This window comes from Streptomyces sp. WMMB 714 (genome assembly GCF_900090125.1).
Classification (GTDB): domain Bacteria; phylum Actinomycetota; class Actinomycetes; order Streptomycetales; family Streptomycetaceae; genus Streptomyces; species Streptomyces daqingensis.
Genome location: NZ_FMHJ01000009.1, coordinates 91,550 through 108,456, shown reverse-complemented (window position 1 = coordinate 108,456; position 16,907 = coordinate 91,550). Strand labels below are relative to the sequence as shown.

The following is a 16,907-nucleotide window of genomic DNA, read 5'->3' as shown; positions in this document are numbered from 1 at the left end:
TCGGGCTGGCCTTACTTGCCGAGAAGCTTCTTGACCTTCTTGGCGTCGGCCGGGGCCATCTCGGTCTTGCCGGCAAGGCGGCGCGTCAGCGTGGACGGCTTGTGCTCGAGAAGGTGGCGGCGACCGGCACGCTGGCGCATCACCTTGCCGGAGCCGGTGATCTTGAAGCGCTTACGGGCACCACTGTGCGTCTTGTTCTTCGGCATGTCGCCGTTCACTCCTCGTCGGAGACGTCCCGGTCCGCCGGCGCACCGGCATACGGAAGCGTCATGTGTCGCTGTTTCGGGTTTCCGAGGCGGGGCCCCAGGAGGGCTCACGCCTCGGCGGGCTCCTCGGCGGGCTCCTCCACAGGGCTGCTGTCCTGCTGGCGGCCGGCCTTGCGGGCCGCCTGAGCCTCACGGGCCTCGGCCATCGCCTCGGTCTTCTTCTTGTGCGGACCGAGCACCATGATCATGTTACGGCCGTCCTGCTTCGGGTTGGATTCCACGAAACCCAGGTCGGCTACGTCGTCCGCGAGGCGCTGCAGCAGCCTGAAGCCCAGCTCGGGGCGGGACTGCTCACGTCCGCGGAACATGATCGTGATCTTGACCTTGTCACCCTGCTTGAGGAACCGGACGACGTGACCCTTCTTGGTGTCGTAGTCGTGCGGGTCGATCTTCGGCCGGAGCTTCATCTCCTTGATGACCGTGTGCGCCTGGTTCTTGCGCGCCTCACGGGCCTTCATGGCCGACTCGTACTTGAACTTTCCGTAGTCCATGAGCTTGCACACGGGCGGACGTGCCGTCGCTGCCACCTCGACCAGGTCGAGGTCGTACTCCTGCGCAAGCTCCAGGGCCTTGGCAAGCGGCACGATGCCGACCTGCTCGCCACTGGGACCGACGAGTCGCACCTCGGGGACGCGAATCCGGTCGTTGATGCGGGGCTCGGCGCTGATGGGGCCTCCTCGGGTACACCACGCGGCGGTCTGGCGGACGGCCGCGCGCAGTCAGGTTTCGATGACCACCGCGCCGGGACGCACAAAAAGCCCCTCACGGACACAGGCGGGGCTCCTCAAAGACCGGGAGCACCGACGCGACATTCCGCGGGGGCGCAGCCTGACCGTTGACCCGCGGTCCCGGGGACCGTCAGGTGGGAGTTCGGAGCCTCCACTTGCGGGCTGAAGAGATGTTCTCCAGCCGGTCGATATCCCAGCATACCAGGGGCCGGGGGTGCTCCCCACCGGGGTCCCCGGAGGCCGGAAGCTCTAGGCTGGCACGCATGAGCGACTCCGCATCCACCGGCCCGGCCGGGTCCGCCGGCGGTTCCCCCGGTACGTCCGGCACCCCCGACTTCGACAGCATGACGCGCGACATCGCGGACGTGCCGGCGGTGGAGGTGATCACCACCGTCGCCGTGCACCTGATGAGTTCTGCGGCGGTGAATCTCGGGCTCTCGGAAGGGGGCGAGGAGCACCGCGACCTGGACGAGGCGCGGAAGCTGATCCACGCCCTCGCCGGCCTGGTCAGCGCGAGCGCCACCGAGATCGGCACGTACCACGCCGCTCCCCTGCGTGACGGCCTGAAGTCGCTGCAGTTGGCCTTCCGGGAGGCTTCGGCCGTGCCGGACGAGCCGGGGCAGGGGCCCGGTGAGAAGTTCACGGGCCCCGTGATCGGCTGAGTCCGGCACCGGCCTGACGCCTCTGCGGCCTCCGTTCAGCGGGGGCTTCCCGAGGGCTGCAGGTTCCTGTTCATCTCGGCGCCCGCGGCGGGGTGCGTGACGTGGTGCACGACCACCGCCAGCACGCCGCCCAGCAGTGGTGCCACCAGGAACAGCCACAACTGCGTCAGGGCGGCACCGCCTGCGAAGATGGCCGGGCCGAGGCTGCGGGCCGGGTTGACCGAGGCGCCCGTGAGCGGGATGCCGATGAGGCTGACGACGGCCAGCGTGATGCCGATCGGGAGGCCCGCGAAGCCCGCGACGGTCACCTTGTGCGTCATGCACAGGAACACGTACACGAGCAGCGCGGTCAGCAGCAGCTCCGTGATGAAGGCTCCGCCGAGGTTGATGCGCACCGCCGAGCGGTCGCCGAAGCCGTTGGTGCCGAAGGCCTCACTCGTGCGCAGGCCGGGGACCTGCTTCGCCACCAGGAAGAGCAGCGCCGCTCCGGCGATGGCACCGGCGATCTGCGCGACCCAGTAGCGCACGGCCGTCTGCATGTCGAGGCGCTTGGCGAGGAGCATGCCCAGGGTGACGGCTGGATTGACGTGTGCACCCGAGACGGGTCCGATCGCGTAGGCGAGCGCCAGCAGCGTGAGGCCGAAGGCGAGGGCGATACCGAGGGTGCCGATGTACTCGCCCGACAGCACCGAGGCGCCGACCGCGAAGAACACGAGGACCAGGGTCCCCAGGAACTCCGCCGCAGTGGTCTGCAGCTCGGTGTCGGCCGACATGGCACTCCTGACATGTCTGAATTGCTCCATCATGCTTCGAGTCTGTGGCGGCACCGCCGGGCTCGCACGTCGAGCGGTTGAATGCCGGTGGAGGGGCCCTCAGGCCCGTCAGCGCACGAAGAAGGCGCCCTCGGGCAGCGCGCTGCCCGAGGGGAGGAGCGCCAGTGCCAGGCCGTGCACCAGCCGGGCACGGAGCGTCCCGTCGGCGGTGAGGGCGCCGGAAAGGCGCCGTGCCGTGGCGGCCGCCTCCGCGCCGGGGGTCAGCGCGAGGGCCAGCGTGGCGTCGCAGTCCGCGCCGCCGGGCAGCAGATGCGCGCCGGCGACGTCCGGTTCCGCGGCCAGGATCGCCCGCAGCGCCGCCACGACGTCCGGGTCGCGGCCGGGACGGAGCTCGCTGCGGCCCTCGGCGAGGGCCCGCAGGGCGGGCCCGGTGAGCTGGTAGGTGACCGGCCCAGCGAGGTCGAGGACGAGGGTGTCGGCCTCCTCCTGCGCGAGGGCCTGCAGCACCTGGGGCAGCCGGACGGCCACCGGCCGGGCGTCCTCGCGCCAGCGGTTCAGCGCGTCGGTGCTGGTGAACGCCGGCAGGGCGCGGCGTCCGCCCGCGGCGGTGAGCGTCGGCACCGCCATGTCGCTGGACTTGTCGCGGCGCAGCCCGGAGGCGTCCGTCGTGCTCTCGCCGAGGACGGCGACGACGGGTACGAGCAGGCGCGCCTTCCGGAGCGCCCGCAGGACGGCCGGTTCCGCGTCCGGGTCCGTGCGGTCCGCGTGCCAGGACGCGAGGGCCTCGGCGAGCGCGGGGTCCGCCGCGCCGGTGTCGTCGGCGAAGCCGGGGTCCGGGATGTTCTTCAGCGCCACGGGCCACGAGCCTAGACCGTGGCCCCGGGACCTGCTGCGGGCGGCCCCGGCCTGCGCCCCGGTCTGCGCCCGGGGCGTCACTGCCAGGGCATGCGGCCGCGCATTCCGCGCAGCGTCTCCACGTTCACGCCGCGGTGCACCGCCACCGCGCTCGCGATCAGCAGCAGGCCGACGAATCCGGTGATGGCGGCCAGCCAGCCCGCGCTGAGGCCGTCGTCCGGGCCCGCGCCGAAGAACTCGTTCCGGTACGGCTGCGGGCTGGGCTGCTGCTTGCGCGGCTTGATGTTGGAACCCATCTCGATCGCCGCCGCCGGGTCGATGACGCCCGTGCCGAGGGCGTCGCTGCGGCCGCCCTCGGGGGTGTTCCGGGCCGTGTCGGAGACGAGTTCCTTGATCTGGGCCGGGCTCAGGTCGGGGTGTGCCGCCCGTACGAGCGCGATCGCGCCGGAGGCGAAGGCCGACGCGGCGCTCGTCCCCCAGCCCTCGTAGTAGCGGCGGTCCGGATCCGCTATCAGCACGTCCTTGCCCGGTGCCGCCACGGTCGCGTACCAGCGGCGTGTGGAGAACGCGGCCCGCGCGCCGCGCCGGTCGACCGCGGTCACGGCGATCACGCCGGGGTAGGCGGCCGGATAGGAGACGTGGTCGCCCTCCTCCCCGCCATTGCCGGCGGAGGCGACGACGACGGACCCCTTCTTCAGGGCGTACCGCACGGCGGCGTCCTCGCGGGCCTCCGGGTGCGCGGAGTCGCTGTCGTCGCCGAGGGAGAGGTTGATGACGTCGGCGCCCTTGTCGGCCGCCCAGCGGATGCCCTCGGCCAGTGCTCCCGCGCTCTCCTCGCGGGCCTTCTTGCGCTGCGGGTCGGCGTCCTCGAGGAGCACCCGCACGGGAAGGATCTTCGCCTCGGGCGCGACGCCCGTGACTCCCTCGGAGCCGCGGCCACCGTGTCCGTGCCCCGCGATGAGGCTGGCCATGGCGGTCCCGTGCCGGGCCCATTCGCGGTCGCCCTTCTTGGCTCCGACGCGGACGAAATCCCGGCCGGGCAGCACGTTGCCCCTCAGATCGGGGTGGTCGGCCGCCACACCGGTGTCGAGGACAGCGACGGTGATGCCCTTGCCCTTCGTCGTCTTCCAGGCGTCCGGCGCCTGGATGGCCTTCAGTCCCCACTTCTCCCGCGGCAGGTCCTCACCGGCGGCGTACGCGCTCCCGGCCGCCGGCAGCAGCGCCAGCAGCATCGCGAGCGGAAGGACGGCGGCGCGGCGCACGCGGTGCCGCCGGGCGGGACGGCGCGAGCGGGACTCGGCGTGCAGCCGGGCCTGAGCCTGGCCCGGGCGGCTCCCGCACGAGCCCGCCGGTGCGGCTCCGGCCGGGCCGCCCCTCCCCGCGGGTACACGCTGCTGTTCGCGACGGCTGTGCGTCACCGGTCGCCTCCCCCTCGTCCTGCGGCCGTGTTGCGCAGCCGGCGCTCGATACGGTCCGCGATGCCCTGTGCGTCGTGCCCGAGCCCCGCCTGCGCGGCGGCGGACGTCTCGCCCTTCTCGGTCGCCTCCGCGGCCGCCTGCGGGTCGCTGACGACGCGTCCGTCGGCGAACCCGGTGACGGCGTAGACGACTACCGGCGCGTCGGCGAGCACCCGCACCGTCCAGCTGGCGCGCTGCGCGTCGCCGAAGTCGGCGGCGACGGTGCCGCGCGCCGGGTACGGGCGCGGCATCAGGTCCGTGCGCTCGGTGAGGTTCTCGACCGCGAAGCGCTTGCGCAGACTCCGCATGCCGCTCTGGCCGCTGCGGGTGAAGACCAGTCCGACCGTGGTGACGCTGCTGGTCGTCTCGTCGGCGTAGGTGGCGCGCAGCAGACGCTCGCAGCCCACCGGCGAGAGGGCCTTGGCCAGCAAGGGGTCGAACGCGTTGCGGCAGTCGGAGTCGGGTGCGACGGCGACGCGTACCCACTTGCGGTCGGCGCTGCCGGGGCCGGCGCCCAGCCCTTCGAGTACGCGCGGGAACAGCTCGTCCACGGGGGTCTCGTGCCACATCGTCCCCGCCCGCTCGAACACCTGCTCAGGAGAGGCCGGTTCGGAGGAGTCGTCGGTGAGCGTCATCCCCGCCCCGGCACCGCCCAGCAGGCCCACGCCGAGCACGAGGCAGACGGCCGCCGCGACCGTGCGGGGCGCGGGGCGGTGCGCCGAGGCGTCACGTACGGGAAGCAGCCGGGCGGTGGGCGGCCCGTATCCGGAAGCCCCGCCTTCTACGTCGGCCTCCGGCAGGCGCGCGGAGCCGAACTCTGCCCGGCCCGCCTCGGGCGGCATCGGGTTGCCTGCCGGGAGCGCGCCCGGTCCGGCGCCTCCGGCGTAGCTCCTGCGGCGGAGCGTCTCCGAGGTGAGCGGTGCGCCGGTGGGCGGCGGAGGCTGCGGAGGCGCGGACGGGGCGGGCAGGCGCAGCCTCGCGTCCTGTGCGGGAAGGGACTTCGATGCGGCGGTACGGACGTCGTCCGATTCCGAATCGTGCGGCATCTGTGCGGTGGGCTCGTCTTTCTGGGTGTGCTCCGCGGGGCCGCGCACGCCCCTACCTGCTTGGCCGCGCCCGGCGGCCGAACCGGCCGTGCTTCCGGGCCAGTTGGGCTGCGGCGGCGAGGAAGGCATCGGCGGGGCGCTGGGACGCGGCGGGACCGCTGGGCGGGGCGGGAAGGCCGGCGGCGCCGGAACCCTGGAGTGCTCGCGCGGCGGCTCCGGGTGGGGCCTGGGTGAATCCGGGGGCTCCGTGCGGTCGGCGTCAGTGCTCATCTGCACCCCTCCCGCGCGCAGTCCCACCCCACACGAATGCCTTTCGGGGCATGCCGGTTCGTAACGGACAACACGCCGCAGGGTCGGCCTCACGCAGCGTGCGGCCGTCACTCTACGGGGCGAACTGGTGGTTCCGGCAACCCGGTCGGCGAGGCTCGGCCTCCCCTCGTCCACTGTCGCGGGCCGCCTCGCTCTGGCAAGCTGCACGGGTGTTCGACACCTCAGCCGACCTCGCAGCGGACCGGGCCCGGTACGACCGGGCCACCTCGCTTCTCGACGCCCCGTTCGCCGCCGTGGACCTCGACGCGTTCGACGCGAACGCCGACGACCTGGTGCGCCGCGGAGGCGGAAAGCCGATCCGGGTGGCCAGCAAGTCGGTGCGCTGCCGCGGACTGCTGGAGCGGGTGCTCGCCCGCGACGGCTTCGCCGGGGTGCTCAGCTTCACGCTCGCGGAGTCGCTGTGGCTCGCCCGCTCGGGCATCGGCGACGTCGTACTCGCCTACCCGTCGGCCGACAGGGCCGGGTTCGCGGAACTCGCCTCCGACCCCAAGCTCGCGGAGGCCGTGACCGTCATGGCCGACGATCCGGAACAGCTGGCGTTCATCGACTCCGCGCGGGACGGCGGGACGCAGGAGATCCGGATCTGTCTCGAACTCGACACCTCGCTGCGGCTGCTGGGCGGCCGGGTACGGATCGGGGCGCGCCGCTCCCCCGTCCGCACGCCGCTCCAACTGGCCGAGCTGGCCCGGTCGGTGACCAGCCGGAAGGGTTTCCGGCTGGTCGGCCTGATGGCCTACGAGGGGCACATCGCGGGCGTCGGCGACGCGGCCCCGGACAGCCGGCTGCGCTCGCGCGGCGTACGCCTCATGCAGGCTGCGGCGAGACGGGAGCTGGCGGTACGGCGGGCGGCGGCGGTGGAGGCGGTGCGCCGTGTCGAGCCCGGCCTGGAGTTCGTCAACGGCGGCGGGACGGGAAGCGTGCAGCACACGGCCGCCGAGGAGGCGGTGACGGAGGTCGCCGCCGGCTCCGGGCTGTTCGTTCCGCGCCTCTTCGACAACTACCGCTCCTTCACGGGCCGTCCGGCCGCGCTGTTCGCGCTGCCCGTCGTCCGGCGGCCCGGGGTGGGCGTGGTGACCGTGCTCGGCGGCGGCTACCCGGCTTCCGGCGCACCCGGCAGGGACCGGCTGCCCCAGCCGTATCTGCCGCAGGGGCTGCGCTACGACGCCCAGGAGGGGGCAGGCGAGGTGCAGACGCCGCTGCTCGGACCGCCCGCCGACGACCTGCTGGTCGGGGACCGCGTGTGGTTCCGGCACGCCAAGGCCGGCGAGCTGTGCGAGCGCTTCGCCGAGCTGCACATGGTGGAGGGCGACCGCGTCACGGGTGTGCTGCCGACGTACCGGGGCGAGGGCCGCACGTTCCTCTAGCGCTGTGGCCGGGGGCGCGCGCCGCCCGGTACGTCACGGGGCGCGGCCCGGAGCGTCCGAGCCGGCGTTCCGCCGGTGGCGGTCAGACGGATTCGCCCGGGGGCCCTCCGCCGGTCTCTGCGTCCGGCTGTTCCCTGACGCCTTCGGCCAGCTTGTCCATGTCCTTCAGCGGGGGCGCGGAGCGGTGGATGTCGAAACCGCTGCGCAGCAGGAGCATCTCCCCGGAGCCGGAGGGGTGGGGGAACGCCAGCGACTCCACGTACGCGTCCGGCTTGGTCCGGTTGACGATCTTCCAGCGCACCCGGTAGCCCTCCTCCCCGGCCACGGTGGTCTTCTCCGACGCCACCGCCTTGTGGGAGGTGATGCCGCCGTACGTGCCCTTGCTGTAGGCGGTCTTCGCGAAGCGGCCGATGTCGCTCTTCGCCGCGTCCTCCGCGCTGCCGGTGTCCGTTCCGGCCACGACGATGACCGCGGAGCCGCGCAGGCAGTTCTCGCCCCCGTCTCCGGGACACGTGTACTCGCCCGTGGTGACCATGGGCGCGAGGGGGTCGTGCTGCCAGCCGTCCAGCACGGGCAGGTCGACGCCGGTCGCCGGGACCTCCCCCTCCCCGCCGTCCTCCTCGGGGAGTTCGCCGCTGCCGCCCGGCCCGTCGCCGCGGGGCGGGGCTTCCGGCTGGGGCGGCCCGCTGCCCGCCTCGTCGCCCGTGCTCCGCCCCACGCCGGCGCCGAAGACGAGCACGGAGGCCACGAGCAGCGCCGATACGAGCACGAGCCCGCCGACGATCCCGGCCACGAGCGGGCCGCGCACCGCCCCGCGGGTACGCGTCTGGCCGCTCCACGCACTCCCGTCCCACCAGCGTTCCTGCGCGCGGGACTTGGGCTTGTACGCGCTTCCCGGGTCGGGGTACCAGCCGGGCGGTGTCGTCATGCTCACCTCTCGCACTGTAGGGCAACACGTGTGCGAGTCACATGGACTCCGCCCGGCCGGGTGGCCGCCGACGGGAAATCACCGGCACGGGGAACCACCCCGGGACCCTTGCGCCGGTGCGGGATCAGACCGGCGTCACGTACGCCCCGGAGATCCCGCCGTCCACCATGAAGTCGGTGGCGTTGACGAAGGACGAGTCGTCGCTGGCCAGGAACGCCACGGCCGCGGCGATCTCCTCCGGCTCCGCGAAGCGCCCCGGCGGCACGTGGACGAGCCTGCGCTGCGCACGCTCGGGATCCTTCGCGAACAGCTCCTTCAGCAGCGGGGTGTTGACGGGCCCCGGGCAGATCGCGTTGACGCGGATCCCCTCGCGCGCGAACTGCACGCCCAGCTCCCGCGACATCGCCAGCACTCCGCCCTTGGAGGCGGTGTAGCTGATCTGCGAGGTCGCCGCGCCCATCACCGCGACGAACGAGGCGGTGTTGATGATGGACCCGCGCCCCTGCTCGCGCATGTACGGCAGCGCGGCCTTGCAGCACAGGTAGACGGACGTGAGGTTGACCTGCTGCACGCGCTGCCAGGCGTCCAGCCCGGTGGTGAGGATCGAGTCGTCGTCGGGCGGCGAGATGCCCGCGTTGTTGAAGGCGACGTCGACGCTGCCGTACGTGTCGTACGCCGCCTTGAAGAGGGCCTCGACCTGGTCGGGGTCGGTGACGTCCGTCTCGACGTACAGGCCCCCGGCCTCCTCCGCCGCCGCCTTTCCGCGCTCGGCGTCGACGTCGGCGCACACCACGCGCGCCCCCTCCGACGCGAGGCGCCGCACGGCCGCGAGGCCGATCCCGCTGCCGGCGCCCGTGACGACGGCGGTGCGGCCGACGAGTCGGCGGCACTCGGACGTTGCTCCTGCGGAGCCTGTGAGCGAATCGGTCACGGCTGCTCCTCCGTACTGATGAAGACGTTCTTGGTCTCGGTGAAGGCGGTCAGTGCGTCCGGACCGAGTTCACGGCCGAGACCCGACTGCTTGAAGCCCCCGAAGGGGGTCGTGTAGCGCACGGCGCTGTGCGAGTTGACCGACAGGTTCCCGGCGGCCACGGCACGCGAGACGCGCAGCGCGCGGCCGACGTCGCGGGTCCAGATGGAGCCGGAGAGGCCGTAGTCGGACGCGTTGGCGATGCGCACGGCCTCGGCCTCGTCCTCGAAGGGGATCGCCACCGCGACGGGGCCGAAGATCTCCTCCGCGCTGCGCCGGTCGCCCGGCGCACCCTCCAGGACCGTGGCCGGGTACCAGTAGCCCTTGCCGTCCGGCACCTCCCCGCGGATGAGCGCGGAGGCGTCCTCGGGGACGTAGCCGCGGACGCGTTCACGCTGGCGCTCGGAGATGAGCGGCCCCATCTGCGTGGCGGGGTCGGCGGGGTCGCCCGCGACGAACGACTTGACGGCCGGTTCCAGCAGTTCGAGGAAGCGGTCGTACACGTCGCGCTGGACGAGGATGCGGCTGCGGGCGCAGCAGTCCTGTCCGGTGTTGTCGAGGAACGAGCCCGGTGCGGCGGTGGCGGCCAGCGCGAGGTCGGCGTCGGAGAAGACGATGTTGGGGCTCTTGCCGCCCAGTTCGAGCGTCACCCGCTTCACGCCCGCCGCGCACCTGGCCATGATGTCCTTGCCGACCGCCGTCGACCCTGTGAAGACGACCTTGGCGACCCCGGGGTGCTCCACCAGCGCGGTGCCCGCCACAGGCCCCTCGCCCGGCAGGACCTGGAAGAGGCCCTCGGGCAGGCCCGCCTCGAGGCCGAGCTCGGCGAGGCGCAGCGCGGTCAGCGGCGTGGTCTCGGCCGGTTTGAGGATCACGGCGTTCCCGGCGGCGAGCGCCGGAGCGGTGCCCCATGCGGCGACCGGCATCGGGAAGTTCCACGGGGCGATGACGGTCACGACGCCGAGCGGTTCGGCGAAGGTGACGCTGATGCCCCCGTCGACGGGGATCTGCCTGCCGTTGAGGCGCTCCACTCCCCCGGCGGCGTAGTCGAGCAGGTCCCGGGCGTTGCCGGCCTCCCAGCGGGCGTTGCCCACCGGGTGCCCGGCCTCCTGGACCTCCAACTGGGCCAGTTCCTCCAGGTGTTCGTCGACGACGACCGCGAACCGGCGCAGCAGCCTCGCGCGTTCGCCCGGGGCGAGGGCCGCCCAGGCCGTCTGGGCGGACGCGGCCCGGCGCACGGCCGCGTCGACGTCGGCGGGTGTCGCGGCGGAAACGGTGGTGATCAGTTCCTCGGTCGCCGGGTTGACGACCGGGAGTTCGTACTGCTGGTGCTCGTCGTGCAAAGTCGCGTCCTTACATCCGTTCGAAGGAGCGGAACCGCTCCCAGTCCGTGACCGCCGTGTCGTATGCCTGCTGCTCCACGTGCGCCATGTTCAGGTAGTGCGCCACCACGTCGGACCCGAACGCCTCCTGCGCGATCGTGCTCCGCTCCCACAGCTCCGAGGCCTCCCGCAGCGTGGCGGGCACGTGATCCGCGTCGCCGGTGTAGGCGTTGCCGGTGCAGGCGTCCTGCAGCTCCAGCTTCCTGTCGACGCCGTGCAGCCCGGCGGCGATCATGCCCGCCACCGCGAGATACGGGTTGACGTCGCCGCCCGGTACCCGGTTCTCCAGCCTGTGGCCGTGTCCGTGGCCGACGATGCGCAGGGCGCAGGTGCGGTTGTCGGGGCCCCAGGCGACGGCCGTCGGGGCGAAGGAACCCGGCTGGAACCTCTTGTAGGAGTTGATGTTCGGGGCGTAGAGGAGGGTGAACTCCCGCAGCGCCGCGAGCTGTCCGGCGAGGAAGTGCCGCATCGTGTCGGACATGCCGTACTCGCCCGCCTCGTCGGCGAAGACGGGCGACCCGTCCTCGTCACGCAGCGAGAGGTGGATGTGGCAGGAATTGCCTTCACGCTCGTCGAACTTGGCCATGAACGTGAGCGCCTGACCGGACTGCGCCGCGATCTCCTTCGCGCCGGTCTTGTACACGACGTGCTGGTCGCAGGTGGTGAGCGCCTCGTCGTAGCGGAACGCGATCTCGTGCTGGCCGAGGTTGCACTCGCCCTTGGCCGACTCGACCTGCATCCCGGCGGCGCCCATCTCGTTGCGGATGCGGCGCAGCAGCGGCTCGACCCGGGCGGTCCCCAGTATCGAGTAGTCCACGTTGTACTGGTTGGCCGGCGTCAGGCCGCGGTACGCGCTGCTCCAGGCCTGTTCGAAGGAGTCCTGGAAGACCATGAACTCCAGCTCCGTGCCGATGTACGCGCTCCAGCCGCGCTCGGCGAGCCGGTCGAGCTGGCGCCGGAGGATCTGCCGGGGCGAGGCCACGACGGGAGAGCCGTCGTGCCACGCGAGGTCGGCGGTGACCATCGCGGTGCCCGGGTTCCACGGGACGCGCCGCAGGGTGCTCATGTCGGCGTGCATGGCGAAGTCGCCGTAGCCGCGCTCCCAGGAGGACATCGCGTAGCCGTCGACGGTGTTCAGATCCACGTCGACAGCGAGAAGGTAGTTGCAGCCCTCCGTGCCGTGGTCCATGACCTCGTCGAGGAAATGGCGCGCCGCGAACCGTTTTCCCTGGAGCCGCCCTTGCATGTCGGTGAAGGCGAGCGCGACGGTGTCGATCTCCTCCCTCTCGACGAGCACTCGCAGCTCGTCGACGGAGAGTGGGGGTGTGCGTTCTGCCACGTCCGGCCTCCTGTCGTTCCACGGGAAGTCATAAGGTAGTCCGGAAGACCATTGGTTCGGAAGGGGTTCCGATGAGGGAGAGCCGGTGACGTCCGGGGGCGGCCGCGGGGCGGGGGCCGCGGCGGGCCGTCCCGAACCGGACCGGCTGGCCGCCGTGCTGCGGCCGGTGCGGGCAGGCAACGGTTTCGAGGAGGCGCTGGAGCAGATACTGCAGATCGTCCGCCTGGGCCTCGTGCCGGACGGCGAGCGCCTCCCGGCCGAGCGTGAGCTCGCGGAACGCCTCGGTATCAGCCGCGTCACCCTCCGCGAGGTGCTGCGCGTCCTCGCCGAGGAGGGCCTGGTCGTCAGCCGCCGCGGGCGCTACGGCGGCACGTTCGTGCACCACCCCGAGCCGCCCGTCGAGGGCGCCGACTCGGCGGACGAACCGCGCGCCCTGGCCGGCGCCTCCGGCGTGGACGTGGCCGACGCGCTGCGCTTCCGCGAGGTCCTGGAGGCGGGCGCCGCAGAACTGTGCGCCTCGCAGGGCCTGTCGGAGCCGGGGGCGGCCCGGCTGCGCGCCGCTCTCGACGACACCCGTGACGCCGCGCTCGCCGACTACCGGCGAAGCGACACCCTCTTCCACCTCACCCTGGTCGAACTGGCGGAATGCCCGTCGCTGACGGCCCAGTACGCTTCTGTGCGCGCCAAGGTCAACGACCTGCTGGGACGGATACCGCTGCTCGTACGGAACCTGGAGCACGCGCAGCAGCAGCACGCGGCCCTCGTCGACGCCGTCCTCGCCCGGGATCCGGAGCGCGCACGCGCGGTCGCGCGCGAGCACTGCGCCGGTACGGCGGCCCTGCTGCGGGGCTTCCTGGGGTGAACGGCCCTGCGCCGGCGGCGAGTACGCCAGCTGTCGTGCGCTGTACGCAGGGGGCGGGCGGTACCCGAGGTGTGACCCCGACGTAATGTGCAGGGGGTTGCGCTGGAGTCCTCGGCAGGGCAAAGGTATGTCCCCACACCAATGCCGTAGGCAGGAGCGGTCATGGCCGAAGGAACGAAACCCTCGCACCCGTCATCGGAGACCGGCCAGGAGAGCGCCGAACAATACCTCCAGCGCCGTTCGCTGCGGCGCGGCAGCGCCGGCTGGCTGCTGCTGACCGGTCTCGGTGTCGCGTACGTCGTCTCGGGCGACTACGCGGGCTGGAACTTCGGCCTCGCGGAGGGCGGGTTCGGCGGCCTCGCCATCGCCACCGTGCTGATGGGCACGATGTACACCTGCCTCGTCTTCTCCCTGGCGGAGCTCTCCTCGATCCTCCCCACCGCCGGCGGCGGTTACGGCTTCGCGCGGCGCGCGCTCGGCACCTGGGGCGGCTTCCTGACCGGCACCGCCATCCTCATCGAGTACATCCTCGCGCCGGCGGCCATCGCCGTGTTCATCGGCGGATACGTCGAGTCCCTCGGCCTCTTCGGCGTGGAAGCGGGCTGGCCCGTCTACCTCGTGTGCTTCGCGCTGTTCATCGGCATCCACCTGTGGGGCGTCGGGGAGGCGCTGCGCTTCAGCTTCGTCGTCACCGGCATCGCGGTCGCGGCGCTGCTCGTCTTCTGCATCGGCGCGTTCACCCACTTCGACGCGGGTTCGCTGAACGACGTCGCCGTGGACGGGTCGGCCTTCGGCTCCAACTCGTGGCTGCCGCTGGGCCTGCTGGGCATCTGGGCCGCCTTCCCGTTCGGGATGTGGTTCTTCCTCGGCGTCGAGGGCGTACCGCTCGCGGCCGAGGAGACGCGCGACCCCGTCAGGTCGATGCCGAAGGCCCTCGCGTGGTCCATCGGCATCCTGGTGCTGCTGGCCCTCCTCACGCTGCTGCCCGCGGCGGGCGCCGCCGGCTCCGACGCGATCAAGGACGCCGACAACCCGCTCGTCGCGGCGCTGGAGGCGGCGTCCGGCGGCGATCCGACGACCCTCAGCAGGATCGTCAACTACGCGGGCCTGGCCGGGCTGGTGGCCTCCTTCTTCTCCCTCATCTTCGCCGGGTCGCGGCAGCTGTTCGCCCTCTCGCGCGCCGGTTACCTGCCCCGGTTCCTGTCGCTGACGAGCCGCCGCAAGGCCCCCTACCTGGGCCTGCTGGTGCCGGGCGTGATCGGCTTCTCGCTGGCGGCCTACACCGGCGACGGCGCGCGGATGCTGAACATCGCCGTCTTCGGCGCCGCGATCAGCTACGTCCTGATGACGCTCTCCCACATCGTCCTGCGCCGCCGTGAGCCCGAGCTGCCCCGCCCGTACCGCACGCCCGGCGGTCTCGTGACGTCGTCCGTGGGCTTCGTGCTCGCGTGCGCCGCGGTGGTCGCCACGTTCCTGGTGGACCCGAAGGCGGCGGGCATCGCGTTCGTGCTGTACGCCGTCGCCGTCGGCTACTTCGCCCTCTACAGCCGCCACCACCTGGTGGCCGCGGCCCCGGAGGAGGAGTTCGCCGCGCTGGCGGCGGCCGAGGCGGAGCTGGAGCGGGACAGCGGCCGGGGCGAGCCGGAGGCACCTGCCGCCAAGGCCGGTCCGTAAGCTGCCAGAAGGTCCGCGGGAGCCCACCGCGCCGGCCGCCCGGCGGCCGGGACGTGGCGGGCTCCGCGAACCCGGAACCGTCAAGACCGCCGAGGCCCCGGCACCGGGGCCGGACGCGGCCGTCCGCCGCCGGAGGCACCGATGCACACGCCGCTGATCGGCATCAGCACCTATCTGGAGAACCACGTCCGGTGGGGGGTGTGGCAGCACCGCGCCGCGGTGCTGCCCGCCGGATACCCCCGCCTCGTCCAGCGGTCGGGCGGCTGCGCGGTGATGCTGCCCCCGGACGTCCCGGAGCGTGCGGAGGCGGTCGTCTCCCGTCTGGACGGGCTCGTCGTCTCCGGCGGCCCGGACGTGGAACCGGTGCGCTACGGCGCCGCCCCCGAGCCGGAGTGCGGGCCGCCCGACCGGGAGCGCGACGACTGGGAGCTCGCCCTCATCGGGGCCGCCCTCGAACGGGGCCTCCCCCTGCTGGGCATCTGCCGGGGCATGCAACTGCTGAACGTGGCGCTGGGCGGCACCCTCGTCCAGCATCTGGAGGGCCACAGGGGCGGCCCCGGGGTCTTCGCCCAGCACGACGTACGGCCGGTGGCGGGCACCCGGCTCGCCCGGGCTCTCCCGGAACCCGTCTCCGTGCCGACGTACCACCACCAGTCCCTGGGCAGCCTCGGCGGCGGGCTGGTGCCGGGCGCGTACGCCGAGGACGGCACCGTCGAGGCAGTCGAGCTGCCCGGCAGCGAGCAGCACCCGTTCGTCCTCGCGGTGCAGTGGCACCCGGAGGAGGGCGAGGACACCCGTGTCATGCGGGCGCTGGTGGAAGCGGCCTCCGGCGCCCCGGAACCGGCCACGGCGCCCCCGGAGCCGGAAGTCACGCGAGCCTGAGACCGCGGCTGCGGACGTGCGCCCCCGGCAGCCCGGGTGCGCACGTCCCGGCGTACGGGCGCCCTGGCTGACGGTTTCCGGTCGACGGCTCCAGGCTCCCCGCGTCCCGCCAGCAGGCCGCACGCGCCGTCGGCCGGTGGCGGGGGCGGCCCGTCACTCGCGGTCGGGCGCCACCGCACCGTCCTCAGCACCGGTGTCCCCGGTCCGCTCCGTCGTCGCCCCGGCGAACATGCCGGGCTCCTCGAGGCGGCGCAGCAGCAGCCAGCCGAGCGCCGGGAACACGATCAGCGGCGCGAGCGCCGTCCGGAGAGACGTGGCGTCCGCCACCGTCCCGATGAGCGGGCTGGCGAGCCCGCCGACGCTGACGGTCAGGCCGAGGGTGACGCCGGAGGCCGTGCCCACCCGGCGGGGCAGGTAGTCCTGGCCGAGCGTGATGTGCAGGGAGAACGGCACGTAGAGACCGGCCGAGGCGGCAGCGACGAAGACCAGGACCAGGGGGCCGGGCACCAGCACCACTCCGGCCACGGCGAGAACCGTGAGCGCGTAGGACCACTGCACGACCCGGATCCGGCCCGAGCGCTGAGCCAGCTTCCCCCCGGCCACGGTGCCCACCGCCCCTCCCAGGTAGAGCACGGTCAGCGCGGCGGTGCCGACGGCTTCCCCTCCCCCCGTCCGCTGGCGCACGTACAGCGCGATGAAGGTGCTCAGTCCGACGAAGACGATCGAGCGGCACACGATCGCCCCGGTCAGCCTGAGGAACGAGGGCCAGTCGTCCGTGCCCTCGCTGCCGGCGCTCCCTCCGGCGGACCGCGTCCCGCTCGCGGGGCCGGTCGCGCGCAGCGCCGCGACGCACAGCGCCGCTCCGGCCAGGGCCGGTACGACGAGGAGCGGGGAGGCGCGCAGTCCTCCGGTGGCGACGACAGCCGTGACGAGCAGCGGGGCCGCCGCGAAGCCGAGATTGCCCCCGAGGGAGAACCAGCCCATCGCGGTGTGACTGCCCCGGCTCGCCAGACGCGCCACCCGGGCGGCCTCCGGGTGGTAGGCGGCCACGCCGATGCCGGAGACGGCCACGACGGCGAGCGTGACGGCGTAGGAGTCGCTGACGCCGGCCAGCGCCACCCCCGCGCCGCCCGTCAGCGTGCTCACCGGCAGCAGCCAGCGCATGGTCCACCGGTCGGTGAGCGCGCCGAACAGCGGCTGCACCACCGAGGAGAGGAGGGACGCGGCCAGGACGATGCCCGAGGCCGCCGCGTAGCTGTACGCCCGTTCCAGGACGAAGAAGGGCACGAGGGCCGCGACCGCGCCCTGGTACACGTCCACGCAGGCGTGCCCGAGGGACAGCCGCACCACCGGCCCGGTGCGTGGGCTCTGCTTCGTTGCCATCCGTCG

At 73.1% G+C, this 16,907-nt stretch carries 16 protein-coding genes; 5 read left to right on the top strand and 11 right to left on the bottom strand.

The window, feature by feature from the left end; all coding sequences use genetic code 11:
- Positions 1–11: 11 nt before the first annotated feature.
- On the bottom strand, positions 12–206 hold the full coding sequence (gene rpmI / locus H181DRAFT_RS17940) for a 50S ribosomal protein L35 (RefSeq protein ID WP_045865535.1): 195 nt from the start codon (positions 204–206) through the stop codon (positions 12–14).
- A 107-nt stretch (positions 207–313) separates the two neighbouring features.
- On the bottom strand, positions 314–985 hold the full coding sequence (gene infC, locus H181DRAFT_RS17935) for a translation initiation factor IF-3 (RefSeq protein ID WP_074467927.1): 672 nt from the start codon (positions 983–985) through the stop codon (positions 314–316).
- A gap of 272 nt (positions 986–1,257) precedes the next feature.
- Here infC and H181DRAFT_RS17930 point away from each other — a divergent pair, with 272 nt between their 5' ends.
- A complete protein-coding gene (locus H181DRAFT_RS17930) occupies positions 1,258–1,656 on the top strand; it encodes a DUF1844 domain-containing protein (RefSeq protein ID WP_045865533.1) in 399 nt (132 codons plus the stop codon).
- A 35-nt stretch (positions 1,657–1,691) separates the two neighbouring features.
- Here H181DRAFT_RS17930 and H181DRAFT_RS17925 read toward each other — a convergent pair whose 3' ends face one another.
- The 4 genes from H181DRAFT_RS17925 to H181DRAFT_RS17910 form a co-directional block, all read right to left on the bottom strand.
- On the bottom strand, positions 1,692–2,429 hold the full coding sequence (locus H181DRAFT_RS17925) for an MIP family channel protein (protein ID WP_045865532.1): 738 nt from the start codon (positions 2,427–2,429) through the stop codon (positions 1,692–1,694).
- Between the two features lie 108 nt (positions 2,430–2,537).
- Positions 2,538–3,284 carry an SseB family protein gene (locus H181DRAFT_RS17920; RefSeq protein WP_045865531.1) on the bottom strand — a complete coding sequence of 249 codons (747 nt, stop codon included), beginning with the start codon at positions 3,282–3,284 and terminating at the stop codon, positions 2,538–2,540.
- A gap of 77 nt (positions 3,285–3,361) precedes the next feature.
- Entirely contained in the window at positions 3,362–4,516 is a 1,155-nt protein-coding gene (mycP, locus tag H181DRAFT_RS17915; RefSeq protein WP_045865649.1) for a type VII secretion-associated serine protease mycosin, read from the bottom strand.
- Between the two features lie 182 nt (positions 4,517–4,698).
- Positions 4,699–5,835, bottom strand: a complete 1,137-nt coding sequence (locus H181DRAFT_RS17910; protein WP_254666896.1) for a hypothetical protein — start codon at positions 5,833–5,835, stop codon at positions 4,699–4,701.
- A gap of 431 nt (positions 5,836–6,266) precedes the next feature.
- Here H181DRAFT_RS17910 and H181DRAFT_RS17905 point away from each other — a divergent pair, with 431 nt between their 5' ends.
- A complete protein-coding gene (locus tag H181DRAFT_RS17905) occupies positions 6,267–7,481 on the top strand; it encodes an amino acid deaminase/aldolase (RefSeq protein WP_045865530.1) in 1,215 nt (404 codons plus the stop codon).
- 82 nt (positions 7,482–7,563) lie between these two features.
- Here the strand turns inward: H181DRAFT_RS17905 and H181DRAFT_RS17900 are convergent, their stop codons facing one another.
- From H181DRAFT_RS17900 to H181DRAFT_RS17885, 4 genes are all read right to left on the bottom strand, one after another.
- On the bottom strand, positions 7,564–8,409 hold the full coding sequence (locus tag H181DRAFT_RS17900; RefSeq protein ID WP_052708629.1) for a DUF2510 domain-containing protein: 846 nt from the start codon (positions 8,407–8,409) through the stop codon (positions 7,564–7,566).
- Between the two features lie 124 nt (positions 8,410–8,533).
- Entirely contained in the window at positions 8,534–9,340 is an 807-nt protein-coding gene (locus tag H181DRAFT_RS17895; RefSeq protein WP_045865529.1) for a 3-oxoacyl-ACP reductase, read from the bottom strand.
- Complete coding sequence (locus tag H181DRAFT_RS17890) at positions 9,337–10,722, bottom strand: aldehyde dehydrogenase family protein (protein ID WP_045865528.1); 1,386 nt, start codon at positions 10,720–10,722, stop codon at positions 9,337–9,339. Before H181DRAFT_RS17890 ends, H181DRAFT_RS17895 begins: the two co-directional genes overlap by 4 nt.
- Before the next feature lie 10 nt (positions 10,723–10,732).
- Positions 10,733–12,100 carry a glutamine synthetase family protein gene (locus H181DRAFT_RS17885; protein ID WP_045865527.1) on the bottom strand — a complete coding sequence of 456 codons (1,368 nt, stop codon included), beginning with the start codon at positions 12,098–12,100 and terminating at the stop codon, positions 10,733–10,735.
- Between the two features lie 85 nt (positions 12,101–12,185).
- Between H181DRAFT_RS17885 and H181DRAFT_RS17880 the strand changes: the two genes are divergently transcribed.
- From H181DRAFT_RS17880 to H181DRAFT_RS17870, 3 genes are all read left to right on the top strand, one after another.
- Entirely contained in the window at positions 12,186–12,962 is a 777-nt protein-coding gene (locus tag H181DRAFT_RS17880; RefSeq protein WP_045865526.1) for a FadR/GntR family transcriptional regulator, read from the top strand.
- A gap of 162 nt (positions 12,963–13,124) precedes the next feature.
- Positions 13,125–14,636 carry an ethanolamine permease gene (gene eat, locus H181DRAFT_RS17875; protein ID WP_045865525.1) on the top strand — a complete coding sequence of 504 codons (1,512 nt, stop codon included), beginning with the start codon at positions 13,125–13,127 and terminating at the stop codon, positions 14,634–14,636.
- A gap of 141 nt (positions 14,637–14,777) precedes the next feature.
- Complete coding sequence (locus H181DRAFT_RS17870; protein ID WP_045865524.1) at positions 14,778–15,518, top strand: gamma-glutamyl-gamma-aminobutyrate hydrolase family protein; 741 nt, start codon at positions 14,778–14,780, stop codon at positions 15,516–15,518.
- Between the two features lie 153 nt (positions 15,519–15,671).
- Here the strand turns inward: H181DRAFT_RS17870 and H181DRAFT_RS17865 are convergent, their stop codons facing one another.
- Positions 15,672–16,901, bottom strand: a complete 1,230-nt coding sequence (locus H181DRAFT_RS17865; protein ID WP_045865523.1) for an MFS transporter — start codon at positions 16,899–16,901, stop codon at positions 15,672–15,674.
- Positions 16,902–16,907: the final 6 nt, after the last annotated feature.